Raw genomic sequence first — 24,794 nt, forward strand, 5'->3', positions numbered from 1 at the left:
CATTTACACAAACTCGCGATTTGCCCACATTTTTCCTCCTTCCATCCTCCTAGTATCAAGCCGGAAACTTCACTTATTCACCGCAAGATACGGCTATGAACAATCTGGGACTTTTAGGCACCCTGTTATCCTCCCTGATTCATCCTTCTGATGGAGAGGTGCCGCAACCCACAACGGACTGGTATCAACCCTCCATCGATACCCGCTGGCAGATCCAGCTGCAGGGCAGCCTCAACACCGGTTACCCGACGGAACTCTATGTGCTGGATCTGTTTGACACACCGGAGAGTGTGATCCATGACATTCAGGCCAGTGGCCGCCGGGTTATCTGCTACTTCTCCGCAGGCACCTATGAAAACTGGCGGGAAGACAGGACCCGTTTTCGGGCCGCAGAAAAGGGTCGCGCCCTGGGAGACTGGCCCGGGGAGCGCTGGCTGGATATTCGCTCACAGAACGTGCGCCATATCATGACAGACCGGATAGAACTGGCGGCCCGGAAAGGCTGCGATGGCGTAGACCCGGACAACGTGGACGGCTACACCAACAACACCGGCTTTACTCTGACCTACAAGAATCAACTGGATTACAACCGGTTCCTGGCAGATCAGGCCCATGGCAAGGGCTTGGCAATTTCCCTGAAAAACGATCTGGAACAGGTAGAAGACCTGGTCTCTCACATGGATTTCGCCATCAATGAATCCTGCCACCAATGGCAGGAGTGCCACCTGCTTCAGCCATTCATTGATGCAGGCAAACCGGTTTTCCACATCGACTATCTCCACGCCAACGATCCCGTCGCTCGTACCCGGTTATGCCAAACCATGAACCAACAGTCGTTTCGCTCTCTGACGCTTCCGCGCGCACTGGATGACAGCTACCGGTTCAGTTGCGATCCTTAGTAAACAACATGCCTGGCCCGCTCTCCCGGGCCATAGCCCTCCCGCAATTGCGGCCCCAATAACTTTGAACTGATACACTGGGCAGTACCAACACAGGGACTGCCCGCTCCATGCATGAAGCATTAACACTGATCGTTGTCTTGCTCGGCTCCGCCGTAGCGGCCGTGGTACTTTTCCGCCGCCTCGGCATGCCCCCGATATTGGCCTATCTGCTCTGCGGGCTGGCGGCCGGTCCATTCGGTTTCGGGTGGATCACGGACCTGGAAGGCATCCAGCATCTGGCTGAGTTCGGGATTGTGTTCCTGCTTTTTACCCTCGGTCTGGAATTTTCCATTCCCCGCCTGCTGACCCTGCGCCGGGTTGTGTTTGGCGCCGGCCCGCTGCAAGTAATTCTTACTGGCCTGGCGGTGTTTGCCGTCATGCGTCTGCTCGGGTTCTCCTCACTCACCGCTGGCATTACTGGCTGCGCCCTGTCGCTGTCGTCCACCGCCATTGTCATTCGCGAACTGATCGGCCGCGGCGCAGTGAACACAGGCTACGGTCGTTCTGCCACCGGCATCCTCCTGTTTCAGGATCTGGCCGCGGTGCTGATGCTCGTACTGCTTCCCCTGTTCAGTCAGGAAGGCAACGACAACCTGCTGGGCATGACTGCATTGACCCTGGGAAAATCCCTGTTGCTGTTTGTCGGTATCTTTATAGCCGGCAAATGGATACTGCCAAGACTGCTGGAAGAGACAGGACGCACCCGCTCTGACGAAGTCTTTGTGATGACGGCCCTGCTGCTGGCGCTGGTGGCTGCGTGGGTCACTCACTGGCTGGGACTGTCCATGGCTCTGGGGGCGTTCCTGGCGGGTATGATGCTTGGCGAAAGTCACTTCCGCCATCAGATCGAGGCGGATCTGAGACCCTTCCGCGATTTGCTGCTGGGCCTGTTTTTCATCAGTGTCGGCATGTTGGTAGACCCAAACCTGTTTGCCAGTCAATGGCACTGGATCTTCCTCGCAGCGGTTTCCATCATGCTGTTCAAAGGCCTGCTGATCATGATGCTGCTGAAACTGCTCGGCGATCGTACCGAAGTCGGCCTGCGCAGCGGCATCATTCTGTCGCAATGTGGCGAGTTCGGCTTCGTGCTGGTGGCTCTGGCCGTCTCCCACAATGTAATGACCCCGGGCAAAGCCGGTTTGCTGGTCTCCATTACCGTTCTCACCATGTCCGTGACACCTGCCCTGATCCAGAACAGTGGTCGGCTAACCCGACGCCTGTTGCGCCCCTGGCTCTCCGTCCCGGACGATGCCCCGCTCTCAAAAGACATTCAGGGCCATGTCATTCTGTGCGGGTATGGGCGTGTAGGGCAAAACCTGATGCGGTATCTGGGCAACTTCCATCATCAGGCTATCGCTGTGGATCTGGACCTGGTCAGACTTCAGGAAGCCAGCGCGGCAGGGGAAAAAATTCTCTACGGGGATGCCAGCCGAAAGGACATTCTCGAGCGGGCCGGTATTGAGCGGGCCCGACTGCTTGTCGTGACCTTTGATAATGCCCGGCTGGCCGAGCGGATTATCCATACCGTGCGCGACATCAATCCGGATATCCGTGTGCTGGTGCGCACTCGCGACGAAACCCATCTGGAAGGCCTCATCGAAGCGGGTGCAGCCGAGGTGGTTCCGGAAGTCCTGGAAGCCTCCCTGATGCTGGTGGCCCATGCACTAATGATGCTCGATGTGCCCTTCGAACGCGTGCTCGCCACCCTGCGCAAGACCCGTCGCGAGCGCTATCGCATGCTGCGGGGTTACTACCACGGCGACAGCTTCCCCACTTCTGACAGCGCAGGCAACCCTTACCGGCTTCTCCATGCCGTCACCCTGAGCGGGCAAGCAAGAGCCATCGGCTTGAGCATTGAGGAGTGCAGCCTTAAAGATGTGGAAATTCGTGAGATAAAACGCGGTGGCCAGGGAGAGGAAAATCCAGCATCGGACACCCGCCTTCAGGCCGACGACACCCTGATTCTCTACGGCCCGCTGGAAGCCGTGGAGGCTGCAGAGACAAAATTGCTGGGCGGATAACCCCCCTCTGCAAGAGCGCCTCTTGAGGCGCGAAGCTTGTGTAGCGAGCAAACATGGGCACCCCAAACGCCAGGGGGATATTTCGTTACTCGAAAGCCAAAATTGCACCCGAACCCTTCAATAACCACACTAATCGCTTCCAGGCATAACCGAAAGCGGGGTCCTGGGGATGCGATGCAACGGTGGGACTATTCGCCTTTCTCCATCCAACAGCCCTGGCTTGTAGCAATAAAAAACCGCCGGACGCAAAACGACCGACGGTTTTTACCTCAGAAAAGCATCAAGGTATTCGGTAAAGCACCTTCAGACCACTGGTCACCTGATCTTCTGGCAGATAACCGATCAATTCAGGGTTGCTTTCCAGCATGACCTGCATGGCCCGGTTTCCGGATACCATTCGCGGCGGCGCACCGCGACCGGTGAAGATCATCCGCGCCCAGTAACTCTTCATCTGCGCAGGGGTCTTGCCCACCGCTCCCTGATAAAACGCCTTGCGAGTCCGATCCTCTTCAGGAAGGTCCAGCGCTTTTACGCCAATACCTGCAATTCGCCCTGAACCTTCGAGATACAGCTGGCGCAACTGACTTTCGCTCAGACTACTGATCGGAGAGTCTTTGCCCACAACCACAACTACCTCAGCCATCACCTGCAAAGGCAGGAGAAAAATCAGGACGGCCACCCACTGTTTGAATAATTTCATCATGGCCTCCTGTTAAAAAACGGCATCGACAGCAATGCGATACACGGTTGGGTTATCCTGCTCAATCTCACCCGCCATGGTGCTGGACGAGAACATGCCGTTCACGTTGCTGTCGGTCCGATTGAATTTCTCGCTACTCATGTCATAGAACTGCTGGGCTTCGAACTTGATATCCAGCCCGCGAGCCAGCTCGTGACGAACCCCCAAGGTCCAGCTTTTGGCGCGCACCATATTGGCCTGCGCCAGAGCATCATTGAACAGGTTTGTATCGTTAAGCACACCGGAAATGTCACTGGAATTAGTGGCAGCCCAGGTCACGTGTGGCGTCCACTTGCCAATGCGGTAACCGGTACTCACATAACCGCCCCAACGATAGGGGAACCAGGCATGGGGATCCAGCTCGGTCCGTTCAGCCATCAGAAAGAACGTTCCGTTGTCGTACTGCAGTCCAACGCTGTTACCCATGATATTCGCATCATCAATGGATGCCGCAGCAAGCCCCAGGGCGGAAAGATCCGCCGACAATTTGGCGTGGCTGTAACTCAACCAGGTGGACAGATCACCCCAGCGGGAACGCAGATTGATACCGGAATAATCTCTCCCCTGATAGACCACGGTTGCACCCAGCGTTTCAGCAGGCACATCCAGGCTGCCATAAAAGGCGCTCAGTTCGTGAGTCAATGTACCGGTATTGAAGCGCCAGGTAAGGTCCATGCCATCCATGGTGTCGAACGGAACAATCCCATACACCTCGCTGGGCAGTGCAGCCCAGTGGTAGGCATAGCCCACATTCACATATTGGGAATGCATGGAGTTGGGCAGCATCAGCCGCCCCCCTCTCCAGTTGATGCCGTCAACCAGCTCGTAGTCGATATAGGCCCACTGAACCTCAGCATCGTAGTTATCACGACCACGAGCCAGGAGTTGAACCACCGCACTGGCTTTGTCGTTGATCTCGGCGTTGAACTGAATGCCGGCGCGGGACAGTTCACGGTGCGACACCTCATCGGTGACACGGTCCTGGTAATTAAACGGCTGTCCTGCTGCCATATTGAAGCCATTGGCATTGGCCTGATTCTGATGCACATCGTGACGCGTCAGGCCATAGGTGATGAAGCCCTTGATCGACACCTTGTCTGTCCAGTCAGTGGCGGAGGCACTGCTTCCCCCCTGTTCCAGCCTGGAAAGCCTCTGTTCCAGTTCTTCCATCGACACCGCATCTTCAGCATGCAAAATGCCCGATGCTGACAGGGCGATTCCCCAAAGCAACGTGTGACTTAATCGCATTGTTCCCTCAATTTTAACGGTTATTTTTTCTAGTTATTTGATTGTATCTGTCGTCAGGACCAGCTTGATGTTCACCCGCAGCCATTTGGAGGACATGATACAAGCCATAAAGACAATCAGATCTGTTCCCCGAACAAACGTCTGCACCTCCTCACTGACACCCTCCAGAGCCAGCTCCGACTTACCCGGCTTCCGTCCCATTTCACCGGTAATCGTCCGGGTATCGCAGAACACATCGCCAACATGGGTCCTGGAGGCATTTTCATCGGTAATCAGCTGGCACCACGACAAGCCGGTGTAGCCAGCATGGCACGGATTTTCGCGGAAAATGGCGATAACGCAAAGTGATGAAGGATGCGTTCGGGCACAGGCACTCTATACATCATGTATTCAGCAAGACTGCGGTTGGCCATCCCGGTCGTCAATGTCCGGATGTCTGCAAATCTGACCTTTTAATACCGGAACGGCCCGCAGAAAATGGCGCCCCAGAAACAGTCAGTTGTTCACAGTTCAACACAAGGTAGTGCACCTACAGCCCGGCAGGGCATATGAAATCGCACACACCGACACTCCTTAACACTTACCCAAAAGTGTACATGTGTACATTTTTATATTGCGCGCAATCCTTAGTCGGGCTATTTTGTGTACACCCATTCACTCACAGGATTGGTGTATATGGCAGACAAAATAGCAGAACACACTCCTGATACCCGGGAAAACTGGACTTCGCTGACCGACTTTGCGGATAAGCGCCAGCAGGACAGTGGCCTGAAGGCCTGGCTGGCCGTGATCAACGGCTGCATCAAGGCCATCGAATCCGCCGCTTGGCAGGGCCGGGATCTGGCGGATCAGGCGTTTCGTGCCTGTCAGGCCATCGGCCGTGGCGCCAATGCGGTCAACGAGGAAATGCAGCAGCTGGCCGACGAAGCACGCCGCTGGCCAGCCCGCCTAAAACGCCTGAGCGTGACCGGGTGGATGCTGACCAAGATCCTCACCAGCTACCGCCTGTGGAATACTCGCTCTGCGTTCCTGCCTGCCAGCATGCGTGAAAAGTCGCTGCTGGCCCTGCATGACCGTAATGCCCAGCGTTTCCTGGAAACGTCCCAGAAACAGGGTGGAGCCTTCCTGAAAATCGGCCAGCTGCTGTCCAGTCGTCCAGATCTGTTACCGCAGCCGTGGGTGGATGCACTGGCCATACTCCAGGATCAGGTTAGCCCGATTCCCTTTGACGATGTGCGCAGCGTTATCGAATCCGATTTCGGCCAGCCGCTGGAACAACTGTTTGCCGAGTTCAACCCCGAGCCTCTGGCCGCGGCCAGCATTGGCCAGGTACACCGTGCCAGTCTTGCTGACGGCACCGAGGTGGCGGTAAAAGTTCAGCGTCCAGGTCTTGATGAACTGGTAGAACTGGATATGGCCATTCTCAAGGTGTTTGTGGATTCAGTGAAAAGCGCCCTGCCCCCCATGGACACTGATACCATCGTGCGCGAGATCCAGCGTACCGTGCGGGAGGAACTGGATTACGAGCGGGAGGCCCGCATTCTTCACAGCATCGGCAACCAGTTAACCGCAGTTGAAGGTGTGACCACCCCGGCACTGGTGCCCGCATTGAGCACCCGGCATGTGCTGACCACCGCCTTCGTGCATGGCCGCAAGCTGACAGTGGTACTGGACGAACTGGTCCAGAATAACCCTGTCGCACTGAATCTTGTGCTGCATCGACTGTTGGATGCCTGGTTCAGCCAGGTTCTGCATGGTGGCCATTTCCACGCGGATCCGCATCCTGGCAACATCATGGTGTCTGACCAGGGCGAACTGGTACTCCTGGATTTCGGTTGCAGCCAGGCGATAAGCCGGGAAGCGCGTCATGGTTACTTCCGGGTCTTGCAGGCCTGCGTGGTGAACGAACCGGCGGTGATTGCACAAACCCTGAACCAGTTAGGCTTCCGCACCCGCAGTGGCCAGCCAGATACCCTGCTAGCCTTCGTCTCCGCGATCCTGGACCAGATACGCGAAGCCATAATCAACCCACAACAACAGGAAGGCTGGCCCTCCTCTGAAACGGTCATGCAGCAGCTGGCCGATCTGCTCGGTCAGCTGGAACACGATCCGGTGGAAAGCATGCCGGACGACTTCATCATGCTGGCAAGGGTGTTCGGTACCCTGGGCGGTCTGTTTCTGCACTACCAGCCAGATATCGATATCGCCGGCCTGATGCTGGGTTACCTGACAAAACCCATCGACGGTCATCAACAGCAGATAGCCGCGTAAGACCCTGCGCAGGTACCCGTTTCGGGAAACGAGAGTCAAGGTTCGAAAAGCAAAGCCGGCAGAGTGAAACCCGTAAGGTGTTGATTTGCGCGACTTGAAACTCGTATCCCGCGACGGAGTACTTCCCTCTCAGTCGCCCGAATCGTAAGCCCACAGGCACCCACAGGCGCAGGAACTTCGCCCATTATCAGGGTGCTCTCCCCCTTTTCAACGCTGGACTTTTAACTCTCTGCAGCCCTCTCACGGCTACAAACCAGCAAAGAAAGCCTCATCAACCCTGACAATTCTTCAACAGCACCCTCCCTCACAAAAAAGGTACAAACGTACCAATAACAATCAGCCATAGCCCACAACAATTACATCCGGCTACCGGCACACCATCACAATGCATCACCAAGGGGTCAGTCATGTCGATGAAACGGACACTGCCACTGGTGGCGGTCACCGCCGCTGCCACTTTCTTGTCTGCCTGCGGGGGAGAGAGCAGCAGCGCATCGCCCCCCCCCGAGAACAGAGCCACGGCCAACACCCAACAACCCCCGGCTGAGCCACCTCCTGCCCCCAACCAGCCTCCCGAGGAAGCCCAACCCAGGGACCGCTACAGCTTTGCCAACGGCTGCTACACCCTTTCCAGTGAAGGCCAGTTCCTGCAAGCCGGGCCGGACAACTACCAGCTAACCGACAGTGCCACCGACGCTACCCCCTTCTATATGAAGCCCACCGCTCTGGGCCGCTATCTTCTGGTCTCCGACTACCAGCGTGATCCCGGTGCAACAGGCAGCATCGAACTACTGGGCATCAGTGACCCCGCCGGAGAATTCCTCGATCAGGGCGGCAACTTTGTCGGGGAAATCAGCTATCTCGTCTCCGGGCTCGGCGACACGCTCAACCTGGTGCTTGACCCAATCGCACCACTGGGAGGACTACTGCGTGAGTTGGGCGAAAGCCTGGACGGCCTGGGCGGGAATCTTGGCGACATTAATGTGCAACCAGCGCTGGGCAAGGTGGACAGGGCCAGTGATCTGGCCGTCTGGAACCTGAATCCCAGCGAGGGGGAACGCTTCACACTCGCGTCTCAGGTTACCGGGCTGCTACTCACCGCCAGCGACGAAGGGCTTACCCTCTCCTCCCCCAGTCTGGAAGACGACAACACCCGCTTTCATCTCGCCCCGGCAGAACAGTGTGCCGGCTACCCGGAAGCCCTGGTAAGCGCCGATGTGGATCAGCAAGGCCCCGCTGTCTATCTGAAAGACGTGGAGCGCTTTCGTAACGTGCCCGGTCTCGATAATGATGACCTGTTCGGCTATGTGGATGCCCACAGTCATATATCAGCCTACGAGTTTATCGGTGGACGCGTTAACTACGGCGACCCCTTCCACAAGTTTGGCGTTGATCACGCTCTCCATGATTGTGCAGAAAACCATGGTCCGGAAGGGCTTACCGGAGTGGTCGAACAGGTCACCAGCACACCCGGCCCCCATGCCACACGCGGCTGGCCGGACTTCCCCTTCTGGCCCCGCAACAACTCCCTTCAGCATCACCAGAGTTACTTCAAATGGATCGAACGAGCACATCTGTCCGGCCTGAAAATTCTCGTCAACCATCTGGTGCATAACGAGATTCTCTGCCAGATCAATCCGCAAAAGCAGAACGACTGCGACACCATGGCGGCCATCGAAATGCAGGCGGAGCAAATGCACCGCATGCAGGATTACATTGATGCCCAAAGCGGTGGCCCCGGTGAGGGGTGGTTCCGCATCGTCACCGATCCCACCCAGGCCCGCGCCGTGATCGAAGACGGCAAGATGGCGGTAATTCTGGGGGTAGAAGCGTCCAAGGCGCTCAATTGTGGAGAGTTCCTTGACGTGGCCGAATGCTCCCGCGAGGAAATCGTGGAACGCCTTGACCGCCTCTACGCCATGGATGTGCGCAGCCTGTTCCCGGTACATAAATTTGATAACGCCTTTGGCGGCCACCTGCCGGACCTTTCCGATGGCATTGGCATCGGTGCCGTGCTCTACGGCGGCAATCTGCTGGAAACCGGGCACACCATCGAGTTTGAAGAATGCCCCGAGCACGAACATGGCGACACCAGCAATCCCCTTGCTGACAGCCTGCAACCCTTCGGTATCTTCGACCAGCTGCTGTTCCAGATCGACTACGTGGGCGAGCGTTTTCCGGCTACCCCGGAAGAGCTGGCCGAGTACGATCCACGCCGTGGCACTGACCACCTGTGCAACACCCGCGGCCTCACCGACCTGGGTTTCTTCCTCATCGAGGAACTCACCAAACGCGGCATGATGATCGAAACCGATCACATCAGTCGCAAGGCCGCCAGCCAGATTCTGGAGATTACCGGCAACCGCAATTACCCGATTATCAACAGTCACGGCGGCTGGGGCGGCACCGAAGCACTTCGTGATCAGGTGGCGGCACAAGGTGGCATCACCGCGTCCTTCGGCAGTGTCCGTGGCAACTGGGTCGATCAGTTGACCCGTGACGGTAACCGCCCACGCGCGGATGAATTCAAGGTCGGCCCATTTGGCGGCGCGCCCTTTGCCTCCGATGTGAACGGCATCGCCGCGCTCGCCGGCAACCCGGGCACCCCCGATCAGGAAGCCGCGCTGTACCCGTTTACCTCTGTGGATGGCCGTGTGGTGTTCGACAAGCAAGTCACGGGCGATCACGCCTTCAGCCTCTACGAAGGCCGCGGAGTTGCCCACTACGGTCTCTACCCGGACCAGATAGCCGACATGATCGCCAACAGCGACCGCCCGGAGGAACAGGTGAACGATGCCATCAACCAGCTATTCACCTCGGCGGAAGCCTACATACGGATGTGGGAACGACTGGAAGGGGCCACTCAGTAAGGCTCAAAGAATAATATTTTCAAGGGGAATGACATGAGTATTGAACTTGCCAGACCACTGGCGCTGGCCCTGCTGGCCGGGACTCTCAGCCTTACCGGCTGTGGCGGAGACGAAGGCAGCAGTAATAGCACCGCCCCCAACAACACGCCTACCTCCAATGCCGGCGACGTTAGTGACAACAGTGGCGATAGCGGCACCGAGACTGACACTGACACGCCGCCGTTGACCGGTGATGGCCGTACCTTTCTGATCAGTCCGGGGGCAAATGCCACCCAGGACATGGTCGATGCCATGATTCAACTCCGCCCGGGGGATATGCTGGAGTTTGAATGTGGCTATTTCGATCTGGATCAGGGCCTGTTGATTCAGGCCACCGAAGATGTGCTGATCAAGGGCTGTGGCAAGGACGAGACCGTGCTGTCTTTCAAGGACAGCGTCAACGTGACCGGCCTGGAAGCCCTGAATATCAGCGGTATCACTGTGGAGGATCTGACCATCCTTGATTCCCCCGGCGACGCCTTCAAGCTCAAGGGGGTCAAGTGGGGCACGCTGCGAAATGTTCGCGCCATCTGGTCCGGCGGTGGCGGCCAGATCACCGAAGACAACTATGGCGAGCGCCTCAATGTGGCCTGCACCAAACCACCGTTCAACGAAGGCGATCCAGCCCCGGATTATGTGCCCAGCTCCGCCAGCGGCCGGTACGGGATCTATCCGGTGGAATCGGAAAACATTCTGGTGGAAGGCAGTGAATCCGTTGGCGCGTCCGATGCGGGTATCTATGTAGGCCAGACCAACACCGCTATCATTCGCGACAGCCGCGCGATCTATAACGTGATGGGTTTCGAGATCGAAAATGTGCAAGGCGGCGAATACGACAATAACGTAGCCGAGTGTAATACCGGCGGCTTCCTGATCTACGATCTGGAAAACATCACCCAGTACGGCGACACCTCGGTGATGATCAACAATCTGGCCCGCAACAATAACACCTACAACTTTGCCCACAGCGGTCTGGTGTCAGCGGTACCGCGAGGCACCGGTTTCATTACCTTGGGTTATGACAACATCGAAGTGGTCAACAACACCTTCGAGGATCACAGCACCGCCGCTGTCATTTACACCAGCTACGAGCTGATTGATGGCAAGGGCAAGACCGCAGACAGAAAACTCGATCCCTATACCGAAGGTCTGCACATCCATAACAACGTGATGAAAAACTCCGGCTACGACCTGCCCCCACCAGACCTGGAAAAAGTGGCCAACGGCGAAGTGGAAAGTATCCTCCCGACCCTCATCGGCCTGAAGAACCTGCCCATCCTTAACGATCCCACTCAGCTACTGGGCAGCCTGGACAACATTCTTAACCTGGGCAAAGGTGCCCACATTGTCTGGGATGGCCTGTTGGATGATCTTGACAGCGAATGCCCCTACCCGAAGGACAGCGCGGGCAATCCGGTGCCCATGGACAGCAACGGGAAACCACTGCATACCAACGAACACCCCAACCCCAGCTGCCATTACAACGCCTACAAATTCAATGATGAAGGCGCGCGTATTCAGCCCACCTGGGGCTCCTGTTTCCATGACAATGAGCTGTCTGATGACAGCGAACCCTACCTGAATTTCCATGGCACCGATGGCCTGGAACTGGTGCTGGCCCTGGCAGAGCAGGACACCTCCATTCTCTCCCCGCAAGGGTTGCTGGATGCCCTGGAAGGCCTGCTGAACATGCCCTCGGACACCAACATTTCCGATCATGATTGCCAGACCCGTTTCGGCTCCGTACTGGCATCCCTGCCCCGGGTGGAGATTCCGCCCTTCGAGCGCAGCGGCGATTTCGACCCGGCCCCGGATCCGGAAGTGGTGGATCAGCTGTGTAACGCCACCGTGGCCAGCGGCGAAATCAATCGTGAAGCCCTGGTTGTAAACTGCCCCCGCCTGGACCAGTACAACCTGTTCGCCACTGACAACGACCCGCGCAGCCTGCCCAACGAAGGCGGTGTACCTTACGTGCTGAACAGCAAACTGTTCTCCGACTATGCCACCAAGTACCGGGTTGTCTTCGTGCCGCCGGGTACCAAGGCGGTGTATCGGGACGGCCAGGACGGTAACAACGTGAACGGCGGCATCCATTTCCCCACCGGTACCGTAATCGCCAAGACCTTCGCCTTCACCAACGAAAGCGAGGGCACCGAAAAACTGGTGGAAACCCGTCTGTTGATCAAGCGTATCAGCGGCAGTGGCAAACCGTTCTGGGAAGGTTTGCCCTATATCTGGGAAGAAGAAAACGGTGAACCGGTGGCGCGTCTGGCCATGGGCGGCGGCACGGCATCGGTTGAATGGCATTATCGCGATGCGGATTCCGGCGCCCTGCTCACCGGCAGCACCGACAGCTACTCAGTGCCCAACGCCAACCAGTGCATCACCTGCCACGGCAACGATGATCAGCCCGCCGGCAGTGCCCCCATCGGGCCCAAGCCGCGCAACCTGAACCGTCCTTACAAGGCAGAGTCCGCTTTCATGGGCAACACCGGTCAGGCCGGTTTCCCGGCCATCAACCAGCTACAGTACTGGAGCGATGTGGGCATTCTCTCTGGCACACCAGAGTTGACACTCAACAACGGCATCGCCACCAACATTGAACGCCTGCCGCACTGGAACGTGCCGGGAGACAGCGGGGAAACCGCCAACTCAGACGCCGATGTGGAAAGCCGGGTTCGCGCCTATCTGGAAGTGAACTGCCAGCACTGTCACAACGACAAGGGCGCCGCCTCCAACACCGGCTATTATCTGGATCACTTCCGTGATGTGGATGCCAGCTATGGGGTGTGCAAGAAACCCACCGCCACCGGTGGCGGCTCCTGCGGTCGCCAGCATGTACTGGTGCCGGGCAGTGCAGACAGCTCCATCGTTTCCTGCCGTGTGGCAGCCGAAAACGATCCGCAGCGGATGATGCCCCCCATCGCCCGCAGCGTGGCCCACGCCGAAGCCAGTGCCCTGCTGGATCAATGGATCAACACCGTGGTGAGCAGCAGTTACACCAACGCTGACGCCTGCGGCAACTGATCACTGTTACCCCCCCCCCCGCCTCCCGCTTGCGGGAGGCACCCTCCTCGCTTGCGGGGAGGTTTTTTTTCCGAGCCAGGTCTTATCAAGTCGGACTGCCTGAGCGATCCGATAGCGGCGGAAAAAGGAAGTGACGATTTCGCGCGTCCAAGCCCCAAACCGGATCCCTGACTCAAACCTGGCACCGCCAGTCAACAACACCATCCCGATCACTTGCAAACAAGTACCTGCAGGGAATGTGGATAATCAGCCTGTCACTCTTTCATCACCGCATCATCCAGCAGCAGGTCCCGTTCACGGGAAAAATCAAACAGTGATGGCTGCTGCAACCAGCGTTGGCGCTGGGACGAGGATTTCACCGAACTCAGGCCGCGATCACCGCTGCCATTCTGTGGCCCGCCCTGTTCGATCACTTCCTTGTACAGGCTCGGCACCCGGTTCTGGCCGTATTCAAACAATTCCCGCATCCACAAGGTCTGATCCGCCGGCAACTGATCCGCCCGGCCACGCTCAAGCCCCTCGTTCACCAGTGCATAGGTGAGCATGCCGTGTTCCAGCGCCTGGCTTTCCATGGCCACGTCTTCGGTCTGGGTGGCTGTGATCACCATCATGGCCTTGTCGTAGGCCAGCTGGCCGAGCCCCTTGCTGCCCATGGGACCGGGTTTGAAATTGCCGTCGGCGATGCTGGCCGCCGAGTTGCAGGCATCGATCACCAGGAACATACCCTGGGCATCCACATCACGGAGATAATGCTCAAGATCAGATGAGGTAAACGTGCGCGACAGCAACGCATCGGTCACCTGACGACCATTGCCTTCGCCAATGTCTTCCAGCAGAAAGTGGAATTGGCCACCGCTGTCCGCATAACCGTGACCGGAGAAGGTCACGATAATACTGTCGTTGGTATCCGCCGGTTCCGGTACCGCCGGATGCTCGCCTTTGCCGGACAGGGCCGCCAGCACAGCCGCCAGGTTATCCCGTGTGGCCGCCATGCCCTCACTGCCCTGCTCGGAAATCAGAGGAATATGAACGATGTCATCAAAGTTCCCGGTGGAATCCAGGGACGCCGTGAGGCTGCGGCTGTAGGCACGGGCATCGTTGGCTGCATAGCGCAGATTGAACGCTGGATTCTGATAACGGTTTACCCCCAGGGTAATCACGAATGCCCTGCGCGGACTGGCCGGTTGCGGATCAAAATCGTCCAGCACGGAGACAGCCCGCTCACTGCGCACACCATCCTTGTTAAAGGCATAGGCACTGAACGCAACCGGCGCATCCTCCGCTGGCAGGGCCACATCAAAGCGGTATGTTTTCTTTCGCCGGGAATCATGGAAAACACCATTTCCTTTCTCCGGCAAATACCCCACCAGCTGCCCGTTACGGAACAAACGCAGGTCGGCCACCTCCCCGGCGCCCTGCGGATCCACCGTCACCGCGACGGTAGCCCGGCCATCGCGGCGCTGCTCCACAGATGCCAGAACAATATCCGGCAAGGTACGTTGCAGACTGGCCACCGAGGCCATGGCCGGGAACCGCTCGCCAGCCAGATGACGCTGCATCAAACCCGGCTGGTAAAAGTCCTTCATGAACGCCTGTAGCGGCAGGGCTTCGCGGGGCCTGTCAGACAGCACCCAGGACAGGGCATCCAGATCCCCCGGCGCACTGCTGTCGTAACGGCCTTCGTCATCCACTACCAGCCACTCCTTGCCCAGCAGTGACCAGAAACGAAACAGTGGAGCACGGGCGGACGTGGGCCACACACTCAGGGCGCCGTCGCTTTCTTCACCCATCCACCATTTCCCCGCGGCCACCGGTCGCATGCTCTGCAGACTGCGCTGATAGAGTTGGTCCGCCAGCAAGGTACCGTCAGCAAGCGCAAAACGGAGAAGTCGCGAGCGCCGCCCCAGATCCTCGGTCACCCAGACCTGCTCGCCGGCAGGGTCCAGGGTGGCGGAACGGTACTCCCCCAGCAGCGGAGTACTGGACCACTGCTCCCCGGTGGCCAGGTTGTGAATCTGAAGACGATCATAGTCAATCAGCGCCAGTACCTGCTCGCCCAGAGGCAACAGGTCACCACCGTGCTCTTTGAGGGCCACGGAATACTCCACCGTTCCATCGGAAAGGGAGGCCACCTGGAGCGTACTCTCATCACTGAAGTAGGCCACCTGTTCGGCGCCCGGCAGGATAACCGGGGGCGAATAGCTATGGGCACGTTCCCGGTCTACAAAGTGCCAGGACAGTGTCTGCACAGCGGAACCGTCCCGTTGAAGCTCTCGGACCTGGAAGCGATGCCGCTCTTCCTCACGAAGATAGACTCGCTCCAGTATCCTCAGGGTAGATTCGCCGGGTACGGCAATCAGCTGCTCAATCTCCGGGAAGCGACCTTCTTCGTTGCTTTCCAGATCCAGGGTCGTCCACTCCGCCCCTGCGCTCATCGGCAGCCACATCACCGCATCGCCCTGCCAGGCCCACAGGCGATCATCAATCCAAAGCAGCCCCCGGGCATAGTTGTCATTGAGCCGACGAATTTCACGGCCCCGTGGCACCGACCAGATGGACACCTGATCACTTTCCGGCAGCAGACTGATGATGAACTCACCATCATCACTGACCACGGTCTGTTCCGGACGATGAGCGCCCTGGCGGTGTTCACTGAGCAACTCTCCGGTGACAGTATCCAGCACCAGCGAAGTGCCCTGTGAGTCCTCCGCCAGCAGACGTCCCCCTGCCGCAGCAGAAACCTGGCGGAACCCGGCGAGACGTTCTGCATTCTGTTTGGCCAGGGCAGGAAAATCCTGCTGTAACTGGCAGGCAAGATCGCAGGCCCTGGGTTCATTGCCGTTATTCACAAGCAAGGGAGCGGATTCGTCAAAGAGTCTCTGGCGCTGACGCAAACGCAGACTCCCTGACGGTGAAAGCTCCGCAGCCCAGTGACCTGCCCGGTCCGGTGCAGCCTGTGACAATGTATTGTCTGCCACGGACCACCAGACAAAATGCGACACCACATCCTGCCAGTCCATCAAATTGTAGTGTCCGGCCGGGTCACCGGACGTCAGTGACACCAGCACCTCACCATCGTGTCGGCCAGGGGCAATGTGTACCAGCTGGTTGTCCGGGCCTGCCACGTAGCGATGGAAAACCTCTTTGGAGAGCGTCTTTTCAATCTTCCCGGCGCGGTAATCCAGCACATCAATCTTTTCGTTCACCATCACCAGATAACGGTCGCCGGGCACTTCGTAGACACTGTTGCCGACACTGCTGGGCACCCCGTAGGAGGCAAGCATGTCACCACTGTCCACGGACCATAATTTCACCGTGCCGTTACCGACGGCATAATTGGTGACCAGTACGTTGTCATCAGCGAGAAATGCCTGGCCCATTTCTCCCACCCGCCAGCTTCGCAACAACCGCCCGGTATCACTCTCACGCACCGAACAGATTTTCGAGCCGGAACAAATCACCGCCGTTTTGCCATCGCTGGTCAGGGACAGGGCCTTGGTGCTTCTCTCCGCCGACCCGGAGTCCACTACCAGTTCGGGAACCGCCTCGGGACTTTCTCCCCCTGGCACAGCCACCAGATGGGTAGCCGACGCGGTGGCGGCCTGGGCAAACGACACAAACCAGCCTCCCCGCGGGAACAACGGAAACATGTCCCCTTTCACAGACAGGGTCAGCGCATCGTCTTCACGGACTTCCAGCAACGCAATGGCGGATTCCCGCAGGGCATATCCCATGGAATAGAAGTCGCCATCTTGCAGCGCCGCAAAGAAATTGTTGCTGTCTCCCTGCAGGGCTTTCAACATCATGATGCGCGCCTGGTAATAGCCCGACAGGCTCAGGTAGCGGTCTGCGGATATCATCTCCAGCTTTTCGATGGCCGTTTCCAGATCGCCAGCTTCCCAGGCATAGGCCGCCGCCAGATGGTAAAAATCATCCCGGTTGCCCTCGGTCACCCTCTCCTGGTGCAGATAGTTCTGCACCACATCAAGCGCCATCGGATCGTCACCGGCACGCAAGGTAAACAGGGCCAGGTTGTAGATTTCGTTACCCAGTGCAGACACCGGTTGCCCTATGCCCAGCAACGTCTCTACCAACTGGCGCATCAGGGACGCCGCATCAGCGTCATCACCGCTCTCATAAGCAATGCGGGACAGTGTGGTCGCCAGCTCATTCACGTTCAGATACTGGAGCCACGCCGGGTCCGCCAACACCTGGGCCTGCTCATCCAGCGCCATGACCAACTGGCTGGCGGTTTGCAGGTTTCCCAGTCGCACCGCCATCTGGCCGCGAAAAAATGCACACAGGAAGTGTTCCAGATCGCTGCGAGCCAGCTCGCAGGCGCGCGTCAATCGCTGCTGCGCACGTTGAATCTCCGGAGAATCAAAATTCTGCACCCCCATTTCAGTAATTCGGGAGGCCTGCAGCAACACCGCTACCGCCTGGGTCCGCAGCCCTTTTTCCAGAGCAAAATCGGCAATGGCATCCTGGCGATCCTCACTGCTGTCCATGGCGTTCAGTATCAGCCGGTAATCGACCACACGCTCCCAGGCTTCTGCGGCCACCGCATAGGCTTCAGCTTGCTGATAATAGTCTCGGCTTTGGGGCGGTTTGCCCTGTCCGGTGGGATCGATCTGGGGGTGTGCCCGGGCAAGAATGACGGCAAAGTACTCGAGCAATGCAGGGGCCTGATCCTGCACGCTATCCTGTAGCTGCAGGTAGGCCTGTACGGATTGCTCACGGGTCTGATCTCCCTCAGGGCCGTACAGAAAGGCAAGTTGCCCCTCGATATACAAGACCATGCCCCATAACGCCGCCAAGGATTCCCCTTCCTCCTGAAAGGCATAGGTGGCGTTTTCGGCATGCCTCTTCCAGCCCAGCAATGCCCCAACCGTATCGCCCATGGGGTCTTGTTGTTGCACTGCACGCTGCAACAATGCCAACAGGTACTGGTATTCCCCCCAATTCAGCGAGGCAGCAGAAGGATTTTCGGGATCATCATTGTCAGGCAAAAACTCGCTAACGCGGGCATACAGGTCATCAATGCAGTCCTGCGCAGCTGTGTGATCAATGAAGCATTGCTGCCAGGCTTTCCGGACCGGTTCACTGGCCTTGTCCAGCGGCAGATTGGCCGCCCTACTCTGTACAGCACACAGAGCCAGCAGCAATCCGCAGACCACTGTGCCTGCCTGCGAAAGAAACCCCACTCTGCCTGGTGGTCTTGCCATGTTTTCCCGATCCCGTTTTGACTGGTTAAGCCTTGCCCCATCGCTATAGTGCGGCAGGCATCAGCCAACCGGCAACTGGCTCAGGGCAACCGCCACTCGTGACGATTGATCAACGCCACCAGTTCGCACTGACTGTGGGTCGCCGTTTTCTGGAACAGGGACTTGAGATGACAGCGCACGGTTTGCACGGATCGGCCTTGTTGTTCGGCAATCTCTGCCACACTCCGGCCACAGGCCAGCTGTTCCGCCACTCGGGTTTCCTTGGGGGTCAATGCGTAATGGCAGGCGAACCCCTGCAGGTCCCGCGCTTCCACAGTCCGGGGGTGATGAAACACCATTCTGACCCAGTCTTCCCCCGGCAACGCCAGAGACGAGAGGGTAGCAAGCACCCGCTTCTGGTCCAGCCGCAGCGTCACCACCGGGCGACGGGTTGGCGACTGAGACAGTTCCTGAACGGCATGTTGAAAGGCCTGACGGTTGCGCCCCCGCTGCAACGCCAGAGCCGCTTGCGGAGACAGACTCTTGAGCAAGCGTTTGGCTGCCCGGTTGCAGTACTGAATCTCGCCCTCTGCATCGCAAACCGCAAAGGCACTACAACAACTATCCAGCAGGTTTTCCAGCAGCTGCGTTCTGGCGGCCAGACCATCCAGCTGATTCGGCAAGGTGTTCAGGGCGATGGATGACATTTCTCTGCTCCCTCTCAGTGTCTTGTCTGAATGAGAGGGACAAAGCAGGGAAATTGAACAACAAGATCGAAATGCAGAGAACCAGGCACTTTTTGGCTTTTACCAATCCAATCGCTCGTAGCGCGTAGCCTAATTCTTCCCGGCTTTTTCCCGGAGCGCCTTGATGGGCGCGGAAAGTTTTTCCGGGTGACGGGGATGCACTGTCGCGTAACATTGCTGAATGGTGGCCAGGTCGGCATCCAGATCGCCGGACGGCGGCACCACCAGCGGGAAGTCGATTTCCTTTTTCTGGTAATCCGCCGTCGCCACGATGATCGGCACGCCAGCCTGCTCGGCAATCCGGTAAAACCCGGTTTTCCACTGGCTGGCACCACTACGGGTACCTTCCGGAGCCACTACCATGACCATCTTCTCGTGGTCATTGAACTGAGCCACGGTCTGCTCCACCACACTCCCTGCCTTGCTCCGATCAATGGGCAATGCGCCCATCCAGCGCAGCAACGATCCCAACGGTCCCTTGAAGGCGCTGTCCTTGATCATGATATGGGCATCCAGACCCAGCTCCATCATGGCCGCCAGGGTAACGATACCGTCCCAGTTGGACGTATGCGGACCGCCGATGATGACGGCCTTGGGCACTTCCGGGAGAGGCTGAACCACTTTCCAGCCGATGGTTTTCAGGAAGCCGCTGGCCAGGGCCCGGGAAAAGCCGTTACCGCGCCGGGGGTAGGAATCGTTGCTCATGAGAAGGGTCCAGATGATCCGGGTCAGAGGGAGAGCCATGGTAAGGCCTGCGCGCAGACACCGCATTGACCGTGCTGACCTTTCTGCCCGGTGGCGCCTGGCACGGTAATCAACGGCGGCGTATTTCATGTCCCAGCCATATGAGCGTAGTATGAAATCAGTCTAGGGAACCAAGCAATCAGGGGCCCGGCATCGCCGTAAGGCCCTGACATCCCACTCAAACGTTGCCACCATCGGCAGCGGATACCCCCTCATGTATTCACCAGGAGGTGTACAGTGACACGGATTGGCCAGGACACCCTCAACAGCAAGAAAACGCTGCAAGCCAACGGCAAGACCTACCACTACTTCGATATCAATACCGTCTCCGACAAGGGCTGGGGCGAGCTGAGCAAACTCCCCTTCTCCCTCAAAGTCCTGCTGGAAAACCTGTTGCGCTTCGAGGATGGCGAGACCGTTACCGGCAAGGATATCGAAGCCGTGATGCGCTGGCTGGAGAACAAGCGTTCCGACCACGAGATCAACTATCGACCGGCTCGCGTGTTAATGCAGGATTTCACCGGCGTGCCGGGAGTGGTCGATCTGGCCGCCATGCGCGATGCCATCAGCAAGGCCGGCGGTGATCCATCCCGGATCAATCCACTCACACCGGTAGATCTTGTTATCGACCACTCCGTGATGGTGGACAAGTTCGGCAATCCCCAGGCGTTTTCCGAAAACGTGGAAATCGAATACCAGCGTAACCGTGAACGCTACCAGTTCCTGCGTTGGGGCCAGAAAGCCTTCAACAACTTCCGCGTGGTACCGCCGGGCACCGGCATCTGTCACCAAGTGAACCTGGAGTATCTGGCCAAAGGTGTGTGGTCTTCCGAGAGTGAGGACGGTAACACTTACGCTTACCCGGATACGCTGGTGGGCACCGACTCCCACACCACCATGATCAATGGCCTGGGCGTGCTGGGCTGGGGTGTTGGAGGTATCGAGGCAGAAGCCGCCATGCTCGGCCAGCCCATCGCCATGCTGATTCCGGAAGTGATCGGCTTCAAGATCAGCGGCAAGCTACGGGAGGGCATTACCGCCACGGATCTGGTGCTCACCGTTACCGAGATGCTGCGGCGCCGCGGCGTGGTAGGCAAATTCGTGGAATTCTTTGGCGACGGCCTCGCCGACCTGACCCTGGCGGATCGCGCCACCATCGCCAACATGGCCCCCGAATATGGCGCCACCTGTGGCTTCTTCCCCATCGATGAGCGCACCACCGAATACATGGAACTTTCCGGCCGCGATGCCGATACCATTGCGCTGGTAGAAGCCTACTGCAAGGCCCAGGGGCTGTGGCGCTCCAGCGCCGACCCGGACCCGGAATTTACCGATGTACTGGAACTGGATCTGGGTGATGTGGTTCCCAGTCTGGCCGGCCCCAAGCGCCCCCAGGACCGGGTACCGCTCACCGCCGTCAAGCGCACCTTTATTGATGTGGTTACCGACACCCTCAAGCTTAACGATGAGGAAATCAGCAAGCTGGAAGGCGAAGGCGGCCAGACTGCAGTGGGCAACCACGAGCCCAGCGGCGGACAGGTACCTGTGGAGATTGATGGCAACAAGCATTACCTGACCCATGGTGATGTGGTCATCGCGGCCATCACCTCCTGCACTAACACTTCCAACCCCAGCGTCATGATTGCTGCCGGGCTGGTGGCAAAAAAGGCCGCCGAGAGAGGCATGAACCGCAAGCCCTGGGTGAAGACCTCCCTGGCTCCCGGTTCCAAGGTAGTAACGGACTATCTGAATGTCACTGGCCTGCAGAAACCTCTCAACCAGATCGGCTTTGACCTGGTGGGCTACGGCTGCACCACCTGCATCGGCAACTCTGGCCCGTTGCCGCCGGAAATTGATAAGGCCATTACCGATGGCGATCTGGTGGTGGCGTCAGTACTGTCCGGTAACCGTAACTTTGAAGGCCGGGTCCACCAGAGCGTGCGCACCAACTGGCTGGCATCACCGCCACTGGTGGTGGCCTATGCCCTGGCCGGCACCGTGAAGATCGATCTGGACAAGGATGCCCTCGGCAAGGACAAGGACGGTAACCCGGTTTACCTGAAGGACGTCTGGCCCAGCTCCGATGAAATCCAGGCGGAGCTGGTGAAAATCAACAACGACATGTTCCGCAACCAGTACGCCAGCGTGTTCGAGGGCGATGAAACCTGGCAGAGCCTGCCAATCCCGGATTCCCAGACCTATGACTGGGACAATAGCTCTACCTACATCCAGAACCCGCCCTTCTTCGACGGTCTCACTGCCGATGTGGACGACGTGGTGCCGGTGAAGGATGCCCGCATCCTGGCCCTGCTGGGCGATTCCATCACCACCGACCACATCTCCCCCGCCGGGGCCATCAAGGCGGATTCCCCCGCCGGCCATTACCTGCAGGGCCATGATGTGGAGCCCCTGGATTTCAACTCCTACGGTTCGCGCCGTGGCAACCACGAAGTGATGATGCGCGGCACCTTCGCCAACATCCGCATTCGTAACGAGATGACCCCGGATATCGAAGGCGGCTTTACCAAACATCTGCCCCAGGGCGAGGAAATCTCCATCTACGGTGCCGCCATGCGCTACCAGAAAGATGGCGTTCCCACCGTAGTGGTAGCCGGCAAGGAATACGGTACCGGATCCAGCCGCGACTGGGCGGCCAAGGGCACCAACCTGCTGGGCGTCAAGGCGGTGATCGCGGAAAGCTTCGAACGCATTCACCGCTCCAACCTGATTGGCATGGGCGTGCTGCCGCTGCAGTTCCCGGAAGGCACCGATCGCAAGACCCTGAATCTGGACGGCAGTGAAGAGGTGGATATTCCGGACCTGTCCAACGGACTCAAAGCCGGTGATACCGTCAAGGTGGTGTTCCGCCGGGATGGCAAGGAACAGACCGTGGACGCCATCTCCCGTCTGGATACCGCCGCCGAAGTGGAGTACTACAAAAATGGCGGCATCCTGCATTATGTGCTGCGACAGATGATGGAATAAGAGACGCGGCATCTGTGTGCAGTTGATCCGAGCCTTGACGAGGAAGAAGCGAGTGACGAGCCCCGAGTTGCGAAACACAAAACCGGTTTCGCGTCTGCGGGGCGACTTTCGAAACTCGCTCCTCGCAACTCGAAACTTTTCCCCTCGCTGTCGCACGGTTCATTCGGCAAGCTGAATTTCCCACAGCAGTACCCTTGCTCACAAACCAGATGTGAAGCCCCATGATGAGTGCGATCTGTACTGTCGGCATCAGGCAGCGCCTGCTTGATCGCGCGAACCTGCCGACCATCATTGGCACAGCTGTTCCATCTTCGTTTACGCGATGCGCTTTTTTTTTGCTATGCTGACTCTCCTTCACACTGGGTTTGGGGAAACTCCGTGCGTCTACTGACAGCCATCACATTGTCGCTTCTGGCGCTATCCGGCGCCCTGCAAGCCAGTGACCGCGAGCTACTCAATGCCGAGCAGCAAGACGCCCGCCTGCGCGAGCAGCAGGAACTGGAAGATCGCACCCGTGAACTGGAGGCCCAGCGCCAGACCACCCAGCAGTTGCTGGATCAGCAGGACGCCTATCTCAAGGCATTGCGGGAACAAATTAACGCCCTGAAAGACACCGGCGCTGAAGAAAACAACAACATTGAACCGGCAGATTCTGCCAGGGAAACACCGTGATGCTGGACTGGATTCGCCGCCTGCTTGGTAAACCGCAAGAACCGCTGACGCCGGAGCCACCGGCGCCACTGGCAGAACCCGGGCCTCCCGTGGGCGCCTCCCAGCCATGCGATCAGCCCGATCCTCTAGCCGCCTTTCTCCCCTTCCAGATTCGTCCGCTGGAAGCTGCAGACCTGAGCCAGCTGATCGGCGTGTTTCGGGATTCCATTCAGGTCAGCACCGCAGGTCACTATGACCAGCAGCAGCGTGATGCCTGGAGCCGGGCACAGAATCATGAAAGCCTGATCTCGCTGCTGAGTGAAGGGGACACCGTGGTGGCGGAATGGGATCAGGAGCTGGTGGGTTTTGCACAACGCATCAACGACTACATCAACATGATCTACGTACACCCGGATTCCGCCCGGGTGGGTATTGCCACCCTGATGTACCAGCATCTGGAAGACGGTGCCCGGGTAGAAGGGGTTGACGCGCTCAGCGCCCACGTGAGCCTGACAGCCCACGATTTTTTCCAGTTCATGGGCTTCGACAGCGAAGGAGAGGAGCAGGCCGACCGCAACGGCGTAACCCTGACACGCCACCGGATGCGCAAATCATTAGTAACAAACTAGGTATACAACCCATTTATTGATCAGATTTTCTGATCATACTCCCCAACCCGGTGCGCTGGGTTGCCTCGCCATGCTGCACTATAGTCTCCCCATGGTCGCGAGAAATCGCGACCCACCGAATGAAATTGCGCTCATTCTGTACAACGTGGAATCACGGATGATTCCAGAGCACCGCCCCTCCCCTGGCGGGCTCCGAAGAACCCCCTTCTGGCCGTCACCCCGACGGCCATTTTTTTGCGGCCCTTAATACACCCGGCATGCCTCACGAGACGTTCTCCCGCCGTAACAGCCTGCCTGCAGGCGATAGAGTGTTCAGCGAACAACGCCCATTCTGCAGGCGTTCCCTGCCAGGAAACGAACCGAGCGTAGCGAGGCGGCCGAAGGGAGATTATTCCTTTCTTCTGAAAAGCCGGGAACTTTGCCGGTTTTTTCTATCCAATCGAGCGTAGCTCGTAGCTCGTAGCTCGTAGCTCGTAGCTCGTAGCTCGTAGCTCGTAGCTCGTAGCTCGTAGCTCGTAGCTCNCACCGCTTGCAAAGCGAATCTGACACGGACAAAGCGCGGCAAGCTTGCCAACCCCCGCTGTTTCAGCCACAACAAATCCGCTTTGCAAACGGTCACACCGGCCATGTGCCAAGCTACGCGCCCACGTTCCAGCCCTCTTCTTTTTAAAGGCACCGC

At 58.2% G+C, this 24,794-nt stretch carries 14 protein-coding genes; 8 read left to right on the top strand and 6 right to left on the bottom strand.

Annotated elements, in window-relative coordinates:
• Window positions 1-95 precede the first annotated feature (95 nt).
• Window positions 96-899, top strand: a complete 804-nt coding sequence (locus GQF00_RS05515; protein WP_161318162.1) for an endo alpha-1,4 polygalactosaminidase — start codon at window positions 96-98, stop codon at window positions 897-899.
• Between the two features lie 110 nt (window positions 900-1,009).
• Window positions 1,010-2,962 (top strand): monovalent cation:proton antiporter family protein, encoded by a 1,953-nt coding sequence (locus GQF00_RS05520; RefSeq protein WP_161318163.1) that lies wholly within the window; start codon window positions 1,010-1,012, stop codon window positions 2,960-2,962.
• A 280-nt stretch (window positions 2,963-3,242) separates the two neighbouring features.
• Here the strand turns inward: GQF00_RS05520 and GQF00_RS05525 are convergent, their stop codons facing one another.
• Genes GQF00_RS05525 through GQF00_RS05535 form a run of 3 tightly spaced genes read right to left on the bottom strand, consistent with a single transcriptional unit; the run spans window position 3,243 to window position 5,240 of the window.
• Window positions 3,243-3,662, bottom strand: coding sequence for a hypothetical protein (locus GQF00_RS05525; RefSeq protein ID WP_161318164.1), 420 nt, complete (start codon window positions 3,660-3,662; stop codon window positions 3,243-3,245).
• A gap of 12 nt (window positions 3,663-3,674) precedes the next feature.
• The gene (locus tag GQF00_RS05530) at window positions 3,675-4,949 is read right to left on the bottom strand and encodes a hypothetical protein (RefSeq protein WP_161318165.1); all 1,275 of its coding nucleotides are present in this window, start codon (window positions 4,947-4,949) and stop codon (window positions 3,675-3,677) included.
• Window positions 4,950-4,982: 33 nt separating this feature from the next.
• Window positions 4,983-5,240, bottom strand: coding sequence for a hypothetical protein (locus GQF00_RS05535; protein WP_161318166.1), 258 nt, complete (start codon window positions 5,238-5,240; stop codon window positions 4,983-4,985).
• Window positions 5,241-5,624: 384 nt separating this feature from the next.
• Between GQF00_RS05535 and GQF00_RS05540 the strand changes: the two genes are divergently transcribed.
• The 3 genes from GQF00_RS05540 to GQF00_RS05550 all read left to right on the top strand — a co-directional run bounded on the left by GQF00_RS05540 (window position 5,625) and on the right by GQF00_RS05550 (window position 13,156).
• Complete coding sequence (locus GQF00_RS05540; RefSeq protein ID WP_161318167.1) at window positions 5,625-7,220, top strand: AarF/ABC1/UbiB kinase family protein; 1,596 nt, start codon at window positions 5,625-5,627, stop codon at window positions 7,218-7,220.
• A 407-nt stretch (window positions 7,221-7,627) separates the two neighbouring features.
• A complete protein-coding gene (locus tag GQF00_RS05545; protein ID WP_202560396.1) occupies window positions 7,628-10,090 on the top strand; it encodes a membrane dipeptidase in 2,463 nt (820 codons plus the stop codon).
• Window positions 10,091-10,123: 33 nt separating this feature from the next.
• On the top strand, window positions 10,124-13,156 hold the full coding sequence (locus GQF00_RS05550) for a parallel beta-helix domain-containing protein (RefSeq protein ID WP_161318168.1): 3,033 nt from the start codon (window positions 10,124-10,126) through the stop codon (window positions 13,154-13,156).
• 254 nt (window positions 13,157-13,410) lie between these two features.
• On the opposite strand, the gene GQF00_RS05555 is transcribed toward GQF00_RS05550, so the two are convergent.
• The 3 genes from GQF00_RS05555 to GQF00_RS05565 all read right to left on the bottom strand — a co-directional run bounded on the left by GQF00_RS05555 (window position 13,411) and on the right by GQF00_RS05565 (window position 19,811).
• Window positions 13,411-18,381 carry a caspase family protein gene (locus GQF00_RS05555; protein WP_161318169.1) on the bottom strand — a complete coding sequence of 1,657 codons (4,971 nt, stop codon included), beginning with the start codon at window positions 18,379-18,381 and terminating at the stop codon, window positions 13,411-13,413.
• 80 nt (window positions 18,382-18,461) lie between these two features.
• Window positions 18,462-19,067 carry a helix-turn-helix transcriptional regulator gene (locus tag GQF00_RS05560; RefSeq protein ID WP_161318170.1) on the bottom strand — a complete coding sequence of 202 codons (606 nt, stop codon included), beginning with the start codon at window positions 19,065-19,067 and terminating at the stop codon, window positions 18,462-18,464.
• Window positions 19,068-19,196: 129 nt separating this feature from the next.
• Window positions 19,197-19,811: a lysophospholipid acyltransferase family protein gene (locus GQF00_RS05565; protein WP_161318171.1), complete on the bottom strand. Its 615-nt coding sequence runs from the start codon at window positions 19,809-19,811 to the stop codon at window positions 19,197-19,199.
• Between the two features lie 276 nt (window positions 19,812-20,087).
• Between GQF00_RS05565 and acnA the strand changes: the two genes are divergently transcribed.
• From acnA to GQF00_RS05580, 3 genes are all read left to right on the top strand, one after another.
• On the top strand, window positions 20,088-22,835 hold the full coding sequence (gene acnA, locus GQF00_RS05570; protein WP_161318172.1) for an aconitate hydratase AcnA: 2,748 nt from the start codon (window positions 20,088-20,090) through the stop codon (window positions 22,833-22,835).
• A 378-nt stretch (window positions 22,836-23,213) separates the two neighbouring features.
• Window positions 23,214-23,507 carry a hypothetical protein gene (locus tag GQF00_RS05575; RefSeq protein WP_161318173.1) on the top strand — a complete coding sequence of 98 codons (294 nt, stop codon included), beginning with the start codon at window positions 23,214-23,216 and terminating at the stop codon, window positions 23,505-23,507.
• The gene (locus GQF00_RS05580) at window positions 23,507-24,115 is read left to right on the top strand and encodes a GNAT family N-acetyltransferase (protein ID WP_161318338.1); all 609 of its coding nucleotides are present in this window, start codon (window positions 23,507-23,509) and stop codon (window positions 24,113-24,115) included. The genes GQF00_RS05575 and GQF00_RS05580 overlap by 1 nt, the downstream gene beginning before the upstream one ends.
• Window positions 24,116-24,794: the final 679 nt, after the last annotated feature.

Source organism: Alcanivorax sp. DP30, from assembly GCF_009882945.1.
In the GTDB taxonomy this organism is placed as follows: Bacteria; Pseudomonadota; Gammaproteobacteria; order Pseudomonadales; family Alcanivoracaceae; genus Alcanivorax.

What these genes read in the sequence shown, in the direction of transcription:
- GQF00_RS05515 (WP_161318162.1), top strand. Translation starts at nt 96, where the DNA reads ATGAACAATCTGGGACTTTTAGGCACCCTGTTATCCTCCCTGATTCAT.
- GQF00_RS05520 (WP_161318163.1), top strand. Translation starts at nt 1,010, where the DNA reads ATGCATGAAGCATTAACACTGATCGTTGTCTTGCTCGGCTCCGCCGTA.
- GQF00_RS05525 (WP_161318164.1), bottom strand. Translation starts at nt 3,662, where the DNA reads ATGAAATTATTCAAACAGTGGGTGGCCGTCCTGATTTTTCTCCTGCCT.
- GQF00_RS05530 (WP_161318165.1), bottom strand. Translation starts at nt 4,949, where the DNA reads ATGCGATTAAGTCACACGTTGCTTTGGGGAATCGCCCTGTCAGCATCG.
- GQF00_RS05540 (WP_161318167.1), top strand. Translation starts at nt 5,625, where the DNA reads ATGGCAGACAAAATAGCAGAACACACTCCTGATACCCGGGAAAACTGG.
- GQF00_RS05545 (WP_202560396.1), top strand. Translation starts at nt 7,628, where the DNA reads ATGTCGATGAAACGGACACTGCCACTGGTGGCGGTCACCGCCGCTGCC.
- GQF00_RS05550 (WP_161318168.1), top strand. Translation starts at nt 10,124, where the DNA reads ATGAGTATTGAACTTGCCAGACCACTGGCGCTGGCCCTGCTGGCCGGG.
- GQF00_RS05555 (WP_161318169.1), bottom strand. Translation starts at nt 18,381, where the DNA reads ATGGCAAGACCACCAGGCAGAGTGGGGTTTCTTTCGCAGGCAGGCACA.
- GQF00_RS05560 (WP_161318170.1), bottom strand. Translation starts at nt 19,067, where the DNA reads ATGTCATCCATCGCCCTGAACACCTTGCCGAATCAGCTGGATGGTCTG.
- GQF00_RS05565 (WP_161318171.1), bottom strand. Translation starts at nt 19,811, where the DNA reads ATGAGCAACGATTCCTACCCCCGGCGCGGTAACGGCTTTTCCCGGGCC.
- GQF00_RS05580 (WP_161318338.1), top strand. Translation starts at nt 23,507, where the DNA reads ATGCTGGACTGGATTCGCCGCCTGCTTGGTAAACCGCAAGAACCGCTG.